Source organism: Agromyces sp. S2-1-8, from assembly GCF_021129215.1.
GTDB classification, from domain to species: Bacteria; Actinomycetota; Actinomycetes; order Actinomycetales; family Microbacteriaceae; genus Agromyces; species Agromyces chromiiresistens.
In genome coordinates this window covers 2,308,978-2,324,736 of record NZ_JAJOLP010000001.1, presented here as the reverse complement: position 1 = coordinate 2,324,736, position 15,759 = coordinate 2,308,978, and the positions used below count along the sequence as shown (strand labels likewise).

The window sequence follows — 15,759 nt, the reverse complement described above, 5'->3', positions numbered from 1 at the left end:
TCTGCGCTGCTTCGCGCGCTCGCATCGAGGTGATGTATTACGCATCACATAGTAGGCTTGGTGCATGTCCGATGTCATCGCCGCCATGCGGATCCTCGATGCCGCCGCGCTCCGCGCGCGCATCGACATGCCCCGCGCCGTCCGAGCCCTGCAGGCCGCGCTTCGCGCCGGGTTCGATCCCGACGACGACCCGCCCCGATCGATCGTCGACGTGCGGCACGGGCAGCTCCTGCTCATGCCTGCCGACCTCGGCCGCTACGCGGGCCAGAAGCTCGCGACCGTCGCTCCCTCGAATCCCGCCCGAGGGCTCGAGCGCATCCAGGCGGTCTACGTCGTGCTCGACGCCGAGAGCCTCACCCCCGTCGCGCTCCTCGACGGCACCGAGCTCACGAGCCTGCGCACGCCCGCGATGTCGGCGGCGATGCTCGACCTCGTCGCCGAGCCCGACGCGACGAGCCTCGTGGTGTTCGGCACCGGTCCGCAGGGCATCCGCCACGTCGAGGCGATGCGCGCGATCCGGCCGATCGAACGCGTGCGCTTCATCGGCCGCGATCGGGCGAAGGCGCTGCGCGCGGTGGCCGAGTGCGCGGCATCCGGGCTCGACATCGCCGTCGGCGACGCCGGCGACGTGGCCGAGGCCGACCTCGTCGTCTGCGCGACGACCGCACGCGAGCCGCTCTTCGACGCCGACCTCGTGCGCGACCGCGCCGCACTCGTCGCCGTCGGCTCGCACGAGCGAGGCGTGCGCGAGCTGCCCGGCGAGCTGCTCGGTCGGGCGCAGGTGATCGTCGAGACCGACCGGGTCGCCCGCACCGAGGCGGGCGACGTCATCATGGCGTTCGACGAGGGGCACCTCTCCCCCGCCGATATCGTGCCGATGGCACGCATCGCGACCGGCGTCGTGGAGGTCGCGCACGACCGGCCCCGCGTCGTCAAGACGTGCGGCATGGGATGGCAGGACCTTGCGGTCGCACAGGCCGCGCTCGACGGAGACGGAGGCGCGTGATGCGGTGGACCACCGAGGACTGGCACACGGCGGGCGAGCCGTTCCGCATCGTCGAGGGCGTCGCGACCGAGGGCGCGACGGTCGCCGAACGACGCGTGCACGCCATGGCCGGCGAACCCGACCGGGTGCGCCGGTTCCTCTGCCTCGAGCCGCGCGGCCACGACGACATGTACGGCGGGTTCGTCACGCCGCCCGACGATGACGGCGCCGACTTCGGCGTGCTGTTCTGGCACAAGGACGGGTTCTCGACCGCATGCGGGCACGGCACGATGGCGCTCGGCGCGTGGGCCGTCGCGACGGGGCGGGTCTCCGCGCCCGACGACGGCGAGGCGATCGTCACCATCGACGTGCCGAGCGGGCGGGTGCAGGCGCGCGTGCACCGCTCCGCGGGCGTCACCACCGGGGTCGTGTTCCGCAACGTCGCCTCCCGCGTGCTCGCACGAGGCATCCCGCTCACGACGAGCCGCGGCGACGTCGAGGTCGACCTCGTCTTCGGCGGCGCCGTCTACGCGACGCTGCCGGCCGCATCGCTCGGCCTCGAGGTCGCGCCCGCGCACACGACCGAGCTCATCCGCCTCGGCCGCGAGATCAAGTGGGCCCTGAACGACCACCCGGCCGCGCAGCTCGACGACGACCGGCTCTCGGGCGTCTACGGCACGATCCTCGTCGACGACCTGGGCCGCACCGACGAAGGCCCGTGGCAGCGCAACGTCACGGTCTTCGCCGACGGCGAGGTCGACCGCAGCCCGTGCGGTTCGGGCACCGCCTCGCGGGTCGCATTCCTCGCGGAGACGGGTGCGCTCGCCGACGGCGAGACGCTCACGCACGACTCGATCATCGGCACGCGGTTCCTCGCGCGGGTGGCCGCTCGCACCGAGGGCGGGGTCGTCCCCGAGGTCACCGGGCAGGCGTACCGGGTCGGCCGCTGCGAGTTCGAGCTCGACCCCGCCGACCCGCTCGCCGACGGCTTCAGCCTGCGCTGACGCCTTCCCGCACCCATCAGGCGGCGCGAGTCGTTGGAAACAGCCCTTCCTCACGCGTCGAAGGACCGTTTCCAGCGACTGCACGGGCTCCAGCGGCGGTCGACGTGCAGGCCCGGTCAGTGCGAGCCCGTGAGGCTTCCCCACTCGGCGGACCGGCCCGCCGCGCTGCGGCGCTGCGGCACGCCCCACGGGTTTTCGTCGCGGAGCGGTGCCGGCAGCAGCGCCTGCGGCGCGTTCTGGTAGGCGACGCCGCGGAGGAACCGCGTGATCGCCGCGGTCCCGACGCTCGTCGCGTCGCTCGTCGTCGCCGGGTACGGGCCGCCGTGCTGCATCGCGCTCGTCACCGACACCCCCGTCGGCCATCCGCCGAAGAGCACCCGGCCGCTCGTCTCGGCGAGGGCGTCGACGAGGTCGGCGAGCCCGCCGCCGGAGAGCTCGGCGTCGCTCGCGTGCAGCGTCGAGGTGAGGTTGCCCGGGAACAGCTCGCGCTGCACGTCGGGCAGCTCGCCGGCGTCGTCGTAGCGCACGATGATCGAGAGCGGGCCGAACGACTCCTCGAGCAGCTCGTCGCGGTGCGCGCGCAGGGTGTCGAGGTCGACCTCGACCACCGTCGGCGTCGCGAAGCGCTGCTCGGCGTCGTCGACGCGGACGGCGCCCTCGGCGAGCACGGCGACACCGGGCGCGCCGAGGACGGCACTCCGGCGCTCCTCGAACGCCCGGCCGATGCCGGGGTTCAGCAGCCGATGCTCGGACACCGAGGCGGCGGTGTCGCCGACCGCACCGAGCTCGGCCTCGCGCGGCACGAAGAGGAATCCGGGCTTCGTGCAGAGCTGGCCCGCCGAGCCCGAGACCGACGTGAGGAAGCCCTGCAGCAACTCGGGGTCGCCCGCGACGGCGCCCGCCGTCGCATAGACCGGGTTCACGCTGCCGAGCTCGCCGTAGAACGGGATCGGACGCGGGCGCGACGCCGCGATGTCGGCGAGGAGGCGCCCGACGTGCGTGGACCCGGTGAAGGCACCGGCGCGGATGCGGTCGTCCTTCAGGAGCTCGACGCCGGCCTGCTGCCCCGCCACGACCTGGAAGACGCCGTCGGGCATGCCGGCGGTCGCGAGTGCCTCGGCGACGATCTCGCCCGTGCGGCGGGAGAGCTCGGGGTGACCCGAGTGCGCCTTCACGATGAGCGGGCAGCCGGCCGCGAGGGCTGCGGCCGAGTCGCCGCCGGCCACCGAGAAGGCGAACGGGAAGTTCGATGCGGCGAAGTTCAGCACGGGGCCGACCGGCTCGAGCACGCGCCGCACGTCGGGGCGCGGGCCGATGACGTAGGCGGGATCGGCGTCGTCGATGCGGGCGTCGAGGTAGCCGCCGTCGACGATCACCTCGGCGAAGAGTCGCAGCTGGTTCGTGGTGCGACGCACCTCGCCGGTGAGCCGGGCCTCGGTCAGGCCGGTCTCGCGCATCGCGATGGCGATGAGCTCGGGGCCGGCCGCATCGAGCGCGTCGGCGACCGCGACGAGCGCCGCGGCCCTGGCGCGCGGGTCGGTCTCGGCGAAGGGGCGGGCGGCGCGGGCCGCGCGGGCGGCGACGGCGTCGGTGTCGACGTCGGAAGCGGTGGTCATCAGGAGGTCCTCCAGGTGGTCGGGTTCGTCAGAAGACGAAGCCCTCGGGGAAGGGGTCGTCGTCGTCGAGGAAGTACTGTCCGAGGCCGGTGACCCACGCCCGGCCCGTGATCGTCGGCACCACGGCCGGGACGCCGCCCACCTCGGTCTCGCGGATCAGGCGCCCCGTGAACTCGGTGCCGATGAACGACTCGTTGACGAAATCGGTGTCGAGCGCGAGCTCGCCGCGGGCGAAGAGCTCGGCCATGCGCGCGCTCGTGCCGGTGCCGCACGGCGACCGGTCGAACCACCCCGGGTGGATCGCCATCGCGTGTCGCGAGCGCACGGCGTCTGAGCCGGGCGCGATGAACTCGACGTGGTGCACGTGGTTCGCCCCAGCGATCACGGGATGCTGCGGCGGCGCCTGCGTGTTGATCGCATCCATGATCGCGAGGCCGGCGCGCAGGATGTCGCCCTGCCTGGCGCGATCGAACGGCAGCCCGACCGCGTCGAGATCGACGAGGGCGTAGAAGTTGCCGCCGAAGGCGACCGAGTAGGGCACCTCGCCGTAGCCGGGCACCTCGATCGAGGCATCCAGCCGGTCGACGAAGCTCGGGACGTTCTCGATCGTGACGTGCTTCGCGCGGCCGCCCTCGACCGCGACGCGCGCGATCACGAGTCCCGCGGGCACGTCGAGACGGACCTCGGTGACCGGCTCCGTCACCTCGACCATGCCGGTCTCGACGAGCACGGTCGCGACGCCGATCGTGCCGTGCCCGCACATGGGCAGGAACCCGCTCGCCTCGATGAAGACGACCCCCCAGTCGGCGTCGTCGCGCGCAGGCGGCTGCAGCAGCGCGCCCGACATCGACGCGTGGCCGCGGGGCTCGTTCATGAGCAGGCCCCGCAGCCCGTCGAGGTGCTCCATCGCGTAGAGCCGGCGATCGTTCATGGTCGCGCCGGGGATCCGGCCGACGCCGCCCGTGACGACACGGGTCGGCATGCCCTCGGTGTGGGAGTCGACGGCGGAGAGGACCCGGCGCGCACGCATCAGGCGACCGCCGCCCGCCGCGCCGCGAGCGCCGCGAGCGCCCGCTCGGTGTCGGCGGTGACCTGGGCGCGCTGCTCGGCCGACAGCGGGCCGCGCGGCGGGCGGGTCGGGCCGCCGTACGAGTTGCCGCAGATGTCCATCGACAGCTTGATGGCCTGCACGAACTCGGTGCGCGAGTCCCAGCGGAACACGGCGACGAGCTGCTCGTAGAGCGCCTTCGCCTCGTGCCACTTGCCCTCGGCGCAGAGGTTGTAGAGCTCGACGGCCTCGCGCGGGAAGGCGTTCGGGTAGCCGGCGAACCAGCCGACGGCACCGTTCACCATGAGTTCGAAGAGCACGTCGTCGGCACCGGCGATGACGTCGATGTCGCACTGCTCCTTGATCTCGTAGACGCGGCGCACGTCGCCCGAGAACTCCTTGATGGCGACGACCTCGGGGATCTCGGCGAGCTTCGCGACGAGCGACGGCACGAGGTCGACCTTGGTGTCGAAGGGGTTGTTGTAGGCCATGATCGGCAGGCCGACCTTCGCGACCTCCTGGTAGTGCGCGATGACCTCGCCCTCGTTGGCCCGGTAGATCGTGGGCGGCAGCAGCAGCACGCCGTCGGCGCCGTCCTCCTTCGCGTACTCGGCCCAGAGGCGCGCCTGGTGGCTGCCGACGCCGTGCACGCCGGCGATCACGATGCCGCGCCCGTCGACCGCCTCGACGGCGACCTGGATGACCTTGCGGCGCTCCTCGTCGGTGAGCGACGAGTACTCGCCGAGCGAGCCGTTGGGCCCGACGCCGCGGCAGCCGTTCGCCATGAGGAAGTCGACGTGCTCGGCGAACCTGTCGTAGTCGACGGCCAGCCCGGCGGGCGCCTGCGCGTCCTCCTTGAAGGCGAGCGTGGTGGCGACGACGACGCCGCCCAGGTCCATGTTGTTCGTGGTCATCTGCTTTCCATTCTGATCGTTCTCGCCCCTGAGGGCGACGGGGTTGGTGAAGTCCGCGGGTGATGCCGGAGGTGGTGGTCAGTCGCGCATCGAACGCCGGTTCGTCTCGGGCATCGTGAGCACGACGAGGAGCGCGAGCACCGTGACCGCGACGACGTACCAGGCCGGCGCCACGGTCGAGCCGGTGAGCCCGATGAGCCACGTGGCGATGAGCGGTGCGGTGCCGCCGAAGATCGTGAACGCGAGGTTGTAGCTGATCGAGGCTCCCGTGTACCGCACCCGCGCGGGGAAGAGCTCGACGAAGGCCGCACCCGCCGGGCCGAAGAAGAGCCCGAGCGCGAGACCGAGCAGGCCCTGGCTCACGACCGCGGCGCCGAGCGTGCCGACGCCGACGAGCAGGTACGCGGGCACGGCGACGAGCGCGCCGAAGAGGCCGGCGATCAGCAGCATTCGGCGTCGGCCGATGCGGTCGGAGCAGTACGCCGCGACTGGCACGGTGAAGAAGGTGATGAGCAGGGCGATGCTGTTCGAGATGAGCGCGGCCGACGAGTCGAGGCCGATGGTCACGGTCATGTACGAGTAGAAGTAGCCGGTGAGCGAGTAGTAGCCGAGGCTCGCGACGGCGGCGATGCTGAAGCAGACGACCATGTTGCGCCACTGCTCGCGGAACACCGTGCGGATCGGCGCCGACTCGACCTGGCGGCTCTCGCGCATCTCGAGGAAGGCGGGCGACTCGTCGACGCGGGAGCGGATGTAAAGGCCGACGACGGCGAGGGGCGCGCCGAGCAGGAACGGCACGCGCCAGCCCCAGGTCTCGTACGCCTCGGGCGAGAGCACGGTCGTGAGCGCGAGCACCAGCAGGGCGGCGATGACGGGCGGCAGGTTCGACCACGTGTACACGAGGCCGACGTTGAGCCCGCGGCGCGCGGTCGGCGAGTGCTCGGCGACGAACGAGTTCGAGCCGATCGTCTCGCCTGCGGCGGAGAGGCCCTGCACCATGCGCAGCAGGATGAGCAGCACGGGCGCGGCGACCCCGATGACGGCGTAGGTCGGCAGCAGGCCGATGAGCGTCGTGGAGACGCCCATGACGAGGATGACGCCGGCGAGCACGCGCTTGCGGCCGAACCGGTCGCCGAGGTGGCCGAGCAGGAACGCGCCGATCGGGCGGGCGACGAAGCCGACCGCGTAGATCGCGAAGACGGCCATGAGGGCCGCAGCCGGGTCGGAGTCGGGGAAGAAGAGCGACGCGATCACCGGAGCCGCGTACGCGTAGACCGCGAAGTCGAACCACTCGACGAAATGCCCGATTGCCGAGGAGCGCATGACCTTGCGGACGCGGCGCGCCTCGTCGTCGCCGGGCGGGGCGATGCGTTCTCCGGTTGCGGTGGCGGTCATTGGCGGCTCCCTTGTCGCGATACGTGCTATGTAATATATCACACACTACTCCTAGGAACGGGTGGCTGCCGAGCGCATCGTCGAGCCTCAGCCGGCGTCGGCCGACGCGGCGGGTGCTTCATCGGCGCAGGCGGCGAGCTCGCCGATCCGCACCGACGAGAGGACCGGTCGCCGGTCGAGGCCGAGCGGCCGGCCGAGCAGGGCCTCCACGCTGCGTCCGCAGGTCCGCCCCTGGCAGGCGCCGAGTCCTGCGCGCGTGGCGAGGCGGATGCCTCGGCTCGAGCCCGCCGCCCCGGCCGCCGCGGTCAAGCGGGCGACGGTGACCGACTCGCACCGGCACATGATCGTCTCGTCGTCGAGCCAGGCGGTCCACCCCGGTGCGATGTCGTGCGTCGCGAGGCGCGCGGCGAACGCGTGCATGCGCCGGCGCGCCGCGAGCGGCCCTCGCATCCTCGCGTCGGCCGGGTCTCCCCCGGCGGCGGCGAAGCCCGCGACGGCACCTTCGGCGAGTGCGGCGTCGGCGCCCCCGATGCCGGTGACCTCGCCGGCCGCGAAGACCCCCGCGACGCTCGTGCCCTGACGTGCGTCGACCACGACGAACCGGTCGGGCGAGATCGCGCAGCCGGCCTGGATCGCGGCCTCGATCCGCGGCGTGAACCCGTGCCCGAGCGCGACCGCGTCGCACTCGACGTGGCGTTCCGTGCCGGCGATCGGGCGCCAACGGGCGTCGACGCGCTGGATCGTGACTCCCTCGACGGCGCGCTCGCCGTGGATCCGGGTCACGGCCTGCCCGATCCGGTAGGGCGTGCGGTGGCGTGCGAGCGAGAGCGCGTACTCCCCCAGTTCCCCCGCCTTGCCCGCGACCCCGGCGAACTGCCACGGGGCCCGACCCCAACCGCGTGCGATCGCACGGGCGCCGGCCGCCTCGACGACCTCGACGACCTCGCCGCCGACCTGCGCGAGGCTCGCCGCGACCGGCAGCAGGAACGGGCCAGCACCTGCGACCACCGTGCGCCCGCCGAGCGCGACCCCGTCGCGTTTGGCCAGCGCCTGGGCGGCACCGGCGGTCGTGACGCCAGGCAGGGTCCAGCCCGGAACCGGGAGGGCACGGTCGTGCGCGCCCGTCGCGATCACGAGGGCATCGGCGTCGATCACGAGCGGTTCGCGATCGACGGCGTCCACCGGGCCGTGCAGCGCGTGCACGCGCACCCCGTGCTCGGTGTCGACGCGCCAGACGCTCGTCGAGGCGTGCACCGTCGCCCGCTCGAGCGCGCCGCGCAACCGCTCGAACCTCGCCCACTGATGCTGGAGGCGACGATCGGTGAGCGTGTCGTGGTGGCGCCAGAACTGCCCGCCGACCCGCTCGCCCTCGTCGATCACGACGACGTCGGCCCCGTGGGCGAGCGCGGCCTGCGCGGCGGCGAGGCCGGCCGGCCCCGCCCCGAGGATGACGACCCGTCGCTTCATCGCACCTCCCGCTCGATCGCATCGCCGTCGCACGCCGTGCGCTGGCAGGCGCGCACGCTCCCGACCCCGTTCACGGTCACGACGCAGTCCTGGCAGACGCCGATGCCGCAGAACACGCCGCGCTCCTCCCCGTCGGCGGTGCGCCAGCTCCGGCGCCCGGAGGCGAGCAGCACCCCGGCGATCGTCTGGCCCTCGCGCCCGAGGACCTCGTCGCCGTCGAAGCTGATGCGGATGGTCATGCGGCCTCCTCCCGCAGTGCGGCCCTCGTGGGCAGGAACGGCGCCGGGTCGATCGGCGCGGGCACGCCGAGGACGGCGTGCGCGACGAGGTCGCCGGTCGTCGGCGCGAGCCCGATGCCCGCGCCCTCGTGGCCGGCCGCGTGGAAGAGCCCGGCGACCTCGCCGTCGGCGCCGATCGCCGGCAGGTGGTCGGGGGCGTACGGGCGGAAGCCGTGGTAGCTGCGCAGCAGCATCGTGTCGGCGAGGAACGGGAACAGCCGAGCCGCCTTCGCCGCGATCTCGGCGAGCGCCGGCAGCGTGTTCGACTCCGAGAACCCGACGCGTTCGCGGCTCGAGCCGATCAGCACGGTGCCCGCCGGGGTCGACTCGACGACGGTCGAGGTCTGCAGGGCAGCATCCGCGGAGCCGACCGCGCCGACGTAGTCGGCGTCGTAGACCTTGTGGAAGACGCGCTGCGGCATCGGCACCGTCACGAGGATGAGGCCGCGGCGCGGCCGGATGTCGAGCCGGGCGCCGAAGCGTGCCGCGACCTCGCCCGCCCACGGCCCCGCGCAGTTCACGACGGCGTCGCCCTCGATCGGGCCTTCCGGCGTCTCGACGCCGATGGCCCGGCCCGCGCGCACCCGGGCTCCGGTCGCCTCCGTCACGCGGACGGTCGCCCCGAGGCGCACGGCCCGGGCGAGCATCGCCTGGGTCGCGAGGCTCGGCTGCACCTGCGCGTCGTCGGGGTAGTGGATGCCTCGCACGACCTCCGGCGACAGGTGGGGCTCGAGCGCGCGCAGCGCCGAGGCATCCACCTCGTTCGCCGTGATGCCGATGCCGCGCTGGGACGCGGCGAACGCGCCGAGCGCTGCCTCGCCGCCTGGGAATGCGACGACGACGCCGCCCTTCGCCTCGAACTCGGTCGCCGGCTGTCCCGGCCCGCGGTCGGCGTCGAGCCGCTCGGCGAGTGCACGCCAGGCGCGATTCGCGACGATCGCGAGCTCGGCCTCGGCGCCCGGGCCCTTGTCGGAGACGAGGATGTTGCCCTCGCACCGGCTCGAGGTCTCCCCCGCGACGCCGGCCCGATCGACGACGACCACCTCGGCACCCGCCTCGGCGAGCGCGAGTGCACTGGCCGCGCCGATCGCCCCGGCGCCGATCACGATGACGCGCACCGCGCCACCCCTTTCCCTGTCGTTTCGATGCGGCGTGCGCTCACGCGCCGAGGTACGCCTCGACCACGCGCGGATCGGCGGCGAGCTCGGCGGCGGGACCCGACAGGGTCACCGCACCGGTCTCGACGACGTACGCGCGATGCGCGATCTTGAGGGCCGCACGGGCGTTCTGCTCGACGAGCAGCACGGTCGTGCCCTGGGCGTTCACCTGCTGGATGATCTCCATCACCTGCTTCACGATGAGCGGTGCGAGCCCCATGGAGGGCTCGTCGAGCAGCAGCAGCTTCGGCCCGCCGATGAGCGCCCGGCCGATCGCGACCATCTGCTGCTCGCCGCCCGAGAGCGTTCCGCCCTGCTGCCTGCGCCGCTCGGCGAGGCGCGGCATGAGGCCGTACACCTCGTCGAGCCTGGTCTGGATCGCCCGTTTGTCGCGCACGGTGTAGCCGCCGAGCAGCAGGTTCTCGTGCACGGTCATCGTCGAGAAGATGCGCCGCCCCTCAGGCACGTGGAGGAGCCCCGCCGAGACGATGTTCCACGGCTTCGCGGTCGTCAGGTCGAGGCCGTTCCAGCGCACCTCTCCCGACTTCGGCCGTACGAGGCCGGAGAGCATGTTCATCGTCGTCGACTTGCCCGCGCCGTTGTTGCCGAGCAGGCACACGATCTCGCCCTCCTCGACCGCGAAGCTCAGCCCTCGCAGGGCATGCACCCGGCCGTAGTAGACGTCGGCCTCGTTCACCTCGAGCACGCTCACGATCGGCCTCCGTCCGCACGGGCGGTGCTCGTGGCGCCGCCCTCATCCTCGTCGACGCCGAGGTAGGCCTCGATGACGACCGGGTCGTTCTTGATCTCCTCGGGCGTGCCGTCGGCGATCTCCTTGCCGTAGTTCAGCACGACGATGCGCTCGGCGAGCTCCATGACGAGGCCCATGTCGTGCTCGATCAGGACGACCGCCACCCCCATGTCTCGGATCTTGCGGATCAGCTCCATGAGCGACTGCTTCTCGTTGAAGTTGAGGCCCGCGGCGGGCTCGTCGAGCAGCAGCAGCTTCGGGCTCGTCGCGAGCGCGCGGGCGATCTCGACCCGACGCTGCTCGCCGTAGGGCAGCTGCGTCACGTAGAGGTTCTCGTCCTCGGCGAAGCCGACGAAGTCGAGCCAGCCGCGCGCCTCGCGGGCGCACGCCTCCTCCGCCCTGCGGTATCCGGGCGTGTGCAGCAGCGTCGACCAGAACCCCTCGCGCAGGTTCGCGTGCATCGCCGTCTTCACGTTGTCGAGCACGCTGAGCTCCCGGAAGAGCCGCAGGTTCTGGAACGTGCGGGCCATGCCCCACTTCGTGACCCTCGACGGGAGCACCCGGTAGAAGCCGAAGCTCTGGAGCAGATGGGTGAGGCCGAGCCGCCGCCAGAACCCTGGCACCTCGCGAACGATGCGATTGCCGTCGAACTCGACCGAGCCCGACGTCGGCAGGTAGAACGCGGAGATGCAGTTGAACGCGCTCGTCTTGCCGGCGCCGTTCGGGCCGATCACCGCGAGGATCTCACCGGTCCGGACCTCGAAGCTGAGGCCGTCGACGGCCTTCACGCCGCCGAACTGCAGTCGCAGGTCGCGGACCTCCAGGAGCGCGCTCACGGCTGCCTCCCCTCCTCGGCGTCGGTCGCCGGCAGGCCGTCGACCGACTCCATCACGCTCGGCGGCACGGTCGGCTCGCCGTGGTCGACCGCCGACACGGCGGAGGTGAAGGGCGGCGGCTGCGGCTTCTGCCGCTTCAGCCACGGCAGCACCGCGGTCGCCGGCCAGAGCCCGGCCGGTCGGAACAGCATCACGACGACGAGCAGCACGCCGAAGATCAGGAACCGCCACTCGGCGAAGTCGCGCAGGAGCTCGGGGGCGAGCGAGACGAACAGCGCGCCGATGATGACGCCGGGCGTCGAGCCCATTCCGCCGAGCACGACCGCCATGAGGATGAGGGCCGAGTACAGGAACTGGAAGCTGTTCGGGCTGATCGCCGACAGGTGCGTCGCCATGAGCTGTCCGGCCATGCCGGCCCACACGGCGCCGATGATGTACGCCGAGATCTTCGCGATGTAGGTGTTGATGCCCATCGCCTCGGCGGCGTCCTCGTCGTCGCGCACGGCCTTCCAGGCGCGGCCCATCTTGCCCTTGCCGAGGCGGCCCGCCCCGATCACGCCGACGACCACGACGACGAGCGCGACGAAGTAGTAGAACACCACGTAGCCGGGGAACTCGATGCCGCCGATCGAGAAGCCGTCGTCGAAGCTCCAGCCGCCGAACTCCCACGACGGGATGCCGTGGATGCCGCTCGGGCCGCCCGTGATGTCGAGGTTGTTCGCCGTGATCCGGATGATCTCGCCGAAGCCGAGCGTCACGATCGCGAGGTAGTCGCTGCGCAGGCGCAGCGTGGGGGCGCCGATGATGATTCCCGCGATGATGCACGCGCAGATCGTGGCGATGAGCGAGAGCCACATCGGGAAGCCGAGCACCGTCGTGAAGATGCCCGAGACGTAGGCGCCCACGGCGAAGAAGGCGATGTACCCGAGGTCGAGCAGTCCCGCGAAGCCCACGACCACGTTGAGGCCCATGCAGAGCATGACGTAGATGAGGGCGCTCGTCGCGATCGACATCGTGTACCGCGACGCGTCCATGAACGGGAGCACGAGGAGCAGCACGACGGCGAGGCCGCCGAGCGCCCGGAGGAAGCCGGTCTGCGAGGTGAACACGCCGCGCGGGGCGCGCGGACGATCGAAGAGCGGCGACGGCGCGCGCAGCGGCGCGTGCTTGAGCGCCTGGTCGAGTCGGCCGGCCATGTCACATCCTCTCGACGACGCGGGCGCCGAGGAGCCCGGTGGGTTTGAAGGTGAGGAACAGGATGAGGAACGCGAACGAGAACACGTCGCGCCACTCGCCGCCGAACCACGCCGCGCCGAACGATTCGAGGAGGCCGAGCAGCAGCCCGCCGAGCATGGCGCCGTAGAGGTTGCCGATGCCGCCGATGACCGCGGCGGTGAACGCCTTGAGCCCGATGATGAAGCCCATCAGGAAGTCGATCGAGCCGTAGTACGCACCCGCCATGACGCCGGCCGCGCCCGCGAGGGCGGAGCCGATGAAGAAGACGGTCGCGATGACCCGGTTGACGTTGACCCCCATGAGCTGGGCGCCCTGGGGGTCGAGGGCGATCGCACGCATCGCTCGGCCCTGGCTCGTGCGCTCGACGATGTGCGCGAGCACGAGCATGAGCACGGCCGCGATGACGACGAGCACGAGCTGCGAGGCCGTGATGCGCATGCCGAGCACGTCGAACCCGGTCGAGGCGAGCCGGATCGGGAACGCCTCGGGGTTGGGCCCGAACAGCTGGCGCACGCCGTACTCGAGCGTGAACGACACGCCGATCGCGGTGATGAGCACGGCGAGCCGCGGGCTGTTGCGGAGCGGCCGGTAGGCGATCCGCTCGATGCCGACGCCGATGAGGCCCGTCGTCACCATCGAGAGCAGCATGATGACGAGCAGCAGCGGGATCGAGGTCTCGTTCGAGATGCCGAACGCCGAGAGGGTGAAGAACCCGACGAAGGCGCCGAGCATGTAGATGTCGCCGTGCGCGAAGTTCAGCAGCTTGATGATCCCGTAGACCATGCTGTAGCCGAGCGCGACGAGTGCGTAGAACGAGCCGACGATGAGCCCGTTCCAGATGAGTTGCATCACGACAGCGGTGTCCTTTCCGCCGGGGGCCTGGGGGTTCGAGGCGGGGCGGGGGCTCGCGCCCCCGCCCCGGCGGCTCAACCCTGCAGGTCGTCCTTCAGCACGAAGGCACCGGTGGCCGGGTCGATCGCGACGATCACGAAGCCGCCGCCCGAGAGGGTGTGGTCGTCGGTGAAGGTCAGGGGGCCGGCGAAGGTGTCGAAGTCCTCGAGCCCCTCGAGGCCTGCGACGACCTCGTCGAAGTCGGTCGACCCGGCGTCCTCCATGGCCTGCGCGATGACGCGGACGGCGTCGTACGACTGCGTCGAGTACGGACCGGGGGCCGCACCCGCGAGCTCCGTGTAGTCGGCGATCCACTCGTCGGCACCCTCGATCATGTCGGGCGTCTGGGTGAAGGTCCCCACGACGTTGTCGGTGTAGCCGTCGCCCGCGATCTCGGCGAACTTGGCGTCGACCGAGCCGTCGCCGACGAGGAACACGCCGTCGAAGCCGGCGTCCTTCGCCTGGCGGGCGATCAGGCCGCCCTCCTGGTAGTAGCCGGTCCAGTAGACGAGGGCGGGCTGCTCGTTGGCGAGCTGCGTGGCGACCGCCGAGTAGTCGTTCTCGCCCGGCGTGATGGTCGCCTCGAACGCGACGTCGAGGCCGGCGTCGGTCGCCTGCTCGACGAAGGATGCCGCGAGGTCGGCGGAGTATGCGGTCGCGTCGTCGATCGCGGCGACCGAGGAGGCGCCGATCTTCTCCGAGTAGGCGACGGCGGCCTGAGCCTGCTGGGTGCCGGTGCCGTTGATGAGGAAGACGCCGGGGAGCTGCTGCTCGACGAGCTCGTTCGAGTTCGCCGCGGGGATGACCATGGGGATGCCCGCCTCGTCGAAGATCGGCAGCGTGGGCAGCGTCGCGCCCGAGCAGTAGCCGCCGACCGAGGCGGCGATGCCGTCGGTGACGAGCTTGTTCGCACCGGCGACGGCGGTGGTCGCGTCGCAGGCGTCGTCTTCGACGACGAGCTCGAGGTCGCGGCCGAGCACGCCTCCGTCGGCGTTGAGCTCGTCCACGGCGAGCTGGGCGCCGTTCTGCATGTACTCGCCGAAGGCCGACTCGCTGCCCGAGAACGGCGCCAGCATGCCGAGCTTGATCGGGCCGTCGTCGGAGCCGCCGTCATCGCCCCCACCACCAAGGCCGCCGGAGCAACCGGCGGTGGCGATCACGAGGCTCGCCGCGGCGGCGAACTGCAGGAGGCGCGTACGGCGCCGTGGAGCGTGGGACATGGGGACTCTCCTCTGTCTGCGTCATTGCATGACCTCGGGCTCGCGTCGCTGGTGCCACGCCGCCGTGCGGTACGTGACATATTACTCATGATCGACCATCGCGCAAACCACGACGCCGAACGGCCTCCCGGCAGCCTCGCCGACCGCGAGGCATCCCACGGCCCGGTAATCGGTCGTCGCCAGTGCGACTACTCGTCGCGACCGCTCCAGAGCCCCGCGACATGCCCGATGTGGCGGCGCATGAGCTGCTCGGCCGCCTCGCCGTCGCCGTCGACGAGCAGCCGCACGAGCTCGGCGTGCTCGAGCGACGACGCCGCGAGCGCGTCGGTCTCGGCGAGGTCCACGAGCCCGACGAGACGAGTCTGCTGCCGCAGCTCGCGCACGAGGCGCACGAGGTGCCGGTTGCCCGTGAGCTCGAGCAGCGTCAGGTGGAACGTGGTGTCGGCCTCGAGGTAGTCCTCGAAGCGCCCTTCGCGCCCGGCGCTCACGATCTCGTCGGCGAGCGCCTGGAGTTCGCCGACCGTGCCGGCGGGCACCTTGCCGGCGATCGCGCGCATGGGCGGGGCCTCGAGCAGCACCCGCACCTCGCGGAGCTCGCGGAGCTCGTCGTCGGAGACCTCGGTCACCCGGAAGCCGCGATTGCGGATGGGACTCAGGAATCCCCGCCGTGCGAGATTCAGCATCGCCTCGCGCACGGGCGTGGCGCTCACGCCGAACTCGTTCGCGAGGGTCGGTACCGTGAGCACCGTGCCGGGCGCGAACTCGCCCGCGACGATGCGCGACGACAGGGTGCGCTCGACCTGCTCGCGAAGGCTCTGCACCTCGAGCAGCCGGATCGGCTCCGGACTCATCGCGCACCGCGCACGTGATACATCATGTGCCACATCGTATGCCAATCGACGCCTCGTGCCACCGAACCGAGCGCCCTCGGCGATCGGCGCGTCACGCGGCGTCGCACCCC

15 protein-coding genes are annotated in these 15,759 nt (G+C 71.9%); 2 read left to right on the top strand and 13 right to left on the bottom strand.

The window, feature by feature from the left end; genetic code table 11:
* Nucleotides 1-64 precede the first annotated feature (64 nt).
* Entirely contained in the window at nucleotides 65-1,006 is a 942-nt protein-coding gene (locus tag LR269_RS10550; RefSeq protein WP_231430749.1) for an ornithine cyclodeaminase family protein, read from the top strand.
* Complete coding sequence (locus tag LR269_RS10545; RefSeq protein ID WP_231430748.1) at nucleotides 1,006-1,989, top strand: proline racemase family protein; 984 nt, start codon at nucleotides 1,006-1,008, stop codon at nucleotides 1,987-1,989. Before LR269_RS10550 ends, LR269_RS10545 begins: the two co-directional genes overlap by 1 nt.
* 116 nt (nucleotides 1,990-2,105) lie before the next feature.
* Here LR269_RS10545 and LR269_RS10540 read toward each other — a convergent pair whose 3' ends face one another.
* The 13 genes from LR269_RS10540 to LR269_RS10480 all read right to left on the bottom strand — a co-directional run bounded on the left by LR269_RS10540 (nucleotide 2,106) and on the right by LR269_RS10480 (nucleotide 15,649).
* On the bottom strand, nucleotides 2,106-3,605 hold the full coding sequence (locus LR269_RS10540; RefSeq protein ID WP_231430747.1) for an aldehyde dehydrogenase (NADP(+)): 1,500 nt from the start codon (nucleotides 3,603-3,605) through the stop codon (nucleotides 2,106-2,108).
* Between the two features lie 28 nt (nucleotides 3,606-3,633).
* Nucleotides 3,634-4,635, bottom strand: coding sequence for a proline racemase family protein (locus LR269_RS10535; protein WP_231430746.1), 1,002 nt, complete (start codon nucleotides 4,633-4,635; stop codon nucleotides 3,634-3,636).
* Nucleotides 4,635-5,567 (bottom strand): dihydrodipicolinate synthase family protein, encoded by a 933-nt coding sequence (locus tag LR269_RS10530; RefSeq protein WP_231430745.1) that lies wholly within the window; start codon nucleotides 5,565-5,567, stop codon nucleotides 4,635-4,637. The genes LR269_RS10535 and LR269_RS10530 overlap by 1 nt, the downstream gene beginning before the upstream one ends.
* Before the next feature lie 78 nt (nucleotides 5,568-5,645).
* The gene (locus tag LR269_RS10525) at nucleotides 5,646-6,962 is read right to left on the bottom strand and encodes an MFS transporter (RefSeq protein ID WP_231430744.1); all 1,317 of its coding nucleotides are present in this window, start codon (nucleotides 6,960-6,962) and stop codon (nucleotides 5,646-5,648) included.
* An 87-nt stretch (nucleotides 6,963-7,049) separates the two neighbouring features.
* Entirely contained in the window at nucleotides 7,050-8,429 is a 1,380-nt protein-coding gene (locus LR269_RS10520) for an FAD-dependent oxidoreductase (protein ID WP_231430743.1), read from the bottom strand.
* The gene (locus tag LR269_RS10515) at nucleotides 8,426-8,668 is read right to left on the bottom strand and encodes a (2Fe-2S)-binding protein (RefSeq protein WP_231430742.1); all 243 of its coding nucleotides are present in this window, start codon (nucleotides 8,666-8,668) and stop codon (nucleotides 8,426-8,428) included. The genes LR269_RS10520 and LR269_RS10515 overlap by 4 nt, the downstream gene beginning before the upstream one ends.
* Entirely contained in the window at nucleotides 8,665-9,825 is a 1,161-nt protein-coding gene (locus tag LR269_RS10510) for an FAD-dependent oxidoreductase (RefSeq protein ID WP_231430741.1), read from the bottom strand. Before LR269_RS10510 ends, LR269_RS10515 begins: the two co-directional genes overlap by 4 nt.
* A 40-nt stretch (nucleotides 9,826-9,865) precedes the next feature.
* Nucleotides 9,866-10,576, bottom strand: a complete 711-nt coding sequence (locus LR269_RS10505; protein ID WP_275506841.1) for an ABC transporter ATP-binding protein — start codon at nucleotides 10,574-10,576, stop codon at nucleotides 9,866-9,868.
* Complete coding sequence (locus LR269_RS10500) at nucleotides 10,573-11,451, bottom strand: ABC transporter ATP-binding protein (protein ID WP_231430740.1); 879 nt, start codon at nucleotides 11,449-11,451, stop codon at nucleotides 10,573-10,575. The genes LR269_RS10505 and LR269_RS10500 overlap by 4 nt, the downstream gene beginning before the upstream one ends.
* Nucleotides 11,448-12,647, bottom strand: a complete 1,200-nt coding sequence (locus tag LR269_RS10495; protein WP_231430739.1) for a branched-chain amino acid ABC transporter permease — start codon at nucleotides 12,645-12,647, stop codon at nucleotides 11,448-11,450. The genes LR269_RS10500 and LR269_RS10495 overlap by 4 nt, the downstream gene beginning before the upstream one ends.
* A 1-nt stretch (nucleotide 12,648) precedes the next feature.
* Complete coding sequence (locus LR269_RS10490; RefSeq protein ID WP_231432314.1) at nucleotides 12,649-13,536, bottom strand: branched-chain amino acid ABC transporter permease; 888 nt, start codon at nucleotides 13,534-13,536, stop codon at nucleotides 12,649-12,651.
* A gap of 77 nt (nucleotides 13,537-13,613) precedes the next feature.
* Nucleotides 13,614-14,798, bottom strand: a complete 1,185-nt coding sequence (locus tag LR269_RS10485; protein ID WP_231430738.1) for a branched-chain amino acid ABC transporter substrate-binding protein — start codon at nucleotides 14,796-14,798, stop codon at nucleotides 13,614-13,616.
* 188 nt (nucleotides 14,799-14,986) lie between these two features.
* Entirely contained in the window at nucleotides 14,987-15,649 is a 663-nt protein-coding gene (locus LR269_RS10480) for a GntR family transcriptional regulator (protein ID WP_231430737.1), read from the bottom strand.
* Nucleotides 15,650-15,759: the final 110 nt, after the last annotated feature.

Excerpts from the sequence above, each read along its gene's own strand:
- LR269_RS10550 (WP_231430749.1), top strand. The coding sequence starts at position 65 with ATGTCCGATGTCATCGCCGCCATGCGGATCCTCGATGCCGCCGCGCTC.
- LR269_RS10545 (WP_231430748.1), top strand. The coding sequence starts at position 1,006 with ATGCGGTGGACCACCGAGGACTGGCACACGGCGGGCGAGCCGTTCCGC.
- LR269_RS10540 (WP_231430747.1), bottom strand. The coding sequence starts at position 3,605 with ATGACCACCGCTTCCGACGTCGACACCGACGCCGTCGCCGCCCGCGCG.
- LR269_RS10535 (WP_231430746.1), bottom strand. The coding sequence starts at position 4,635 with ATGCGTGCGCGCCGGGTCCTCTCCGCCGTCGACTCCCACACCGAGGGC.
- LR269_RS10530 (WP_231430745.1), bottom strand. The coding sequence starts at position 5,567 with ATGACCACGAACAACATGGACCTGGGCGGCGTCGTCGTCGCCACCACG.
- LR269_RS10525 (WP_231430744.1), bottom strand. The coding sequence starts at position 6,962 with ATGACCGCCACCGCAACCGGAGAACGCATCGCCCCGCCCGGCGACGAC.
- LR269_RS10520 (WP_231430743.1), bottom strand. The coding sequence starts at position 8,429 with ATGAAGCGACGGGTCGTCATCCTCGGGGCGGGGCCGGCCGGCCTCGCC.
- LR269_RS10515 (WP_231430742.1), bottom strand. The coding sequence starts at position 8,668 with ATGACCATCCGCATCAGCTTCGACGGCGACGAGGTCCTCGGGCGCGAG.
- LR269_RS10495 (WP_231430739.1), bottom strand. The coding sequence starts at position 12,647 with ATGGCCGGCCGACTCGACCAGGCGCTCAAGCACGCGCCGCTGCGCGCG.
- LR269_RS10490 (WP_231432314.1), bottom strand. The coding sequence starts at position 13,536 with ATGCAACTCATCTGGAACGGGCTCATCGTCGGCTCGTTCTACGCACTC.
- LR269_RS10485 (WP_231430738.1), bottom strand. The coding sequence starts at position 14,798 with ATGTCCCACGCTCCACGGCGCCGTACGCGCCTCCTGCAGTTCGCCGCC.
- LR269_RS10480 (WP_231430737.1), bottom strand. The coding sequence starts at position 15,649 with ATGAGTCCGGAGCCGATCCGGCTGCTCGAGGTGCAGAGCCTTCGCGAG.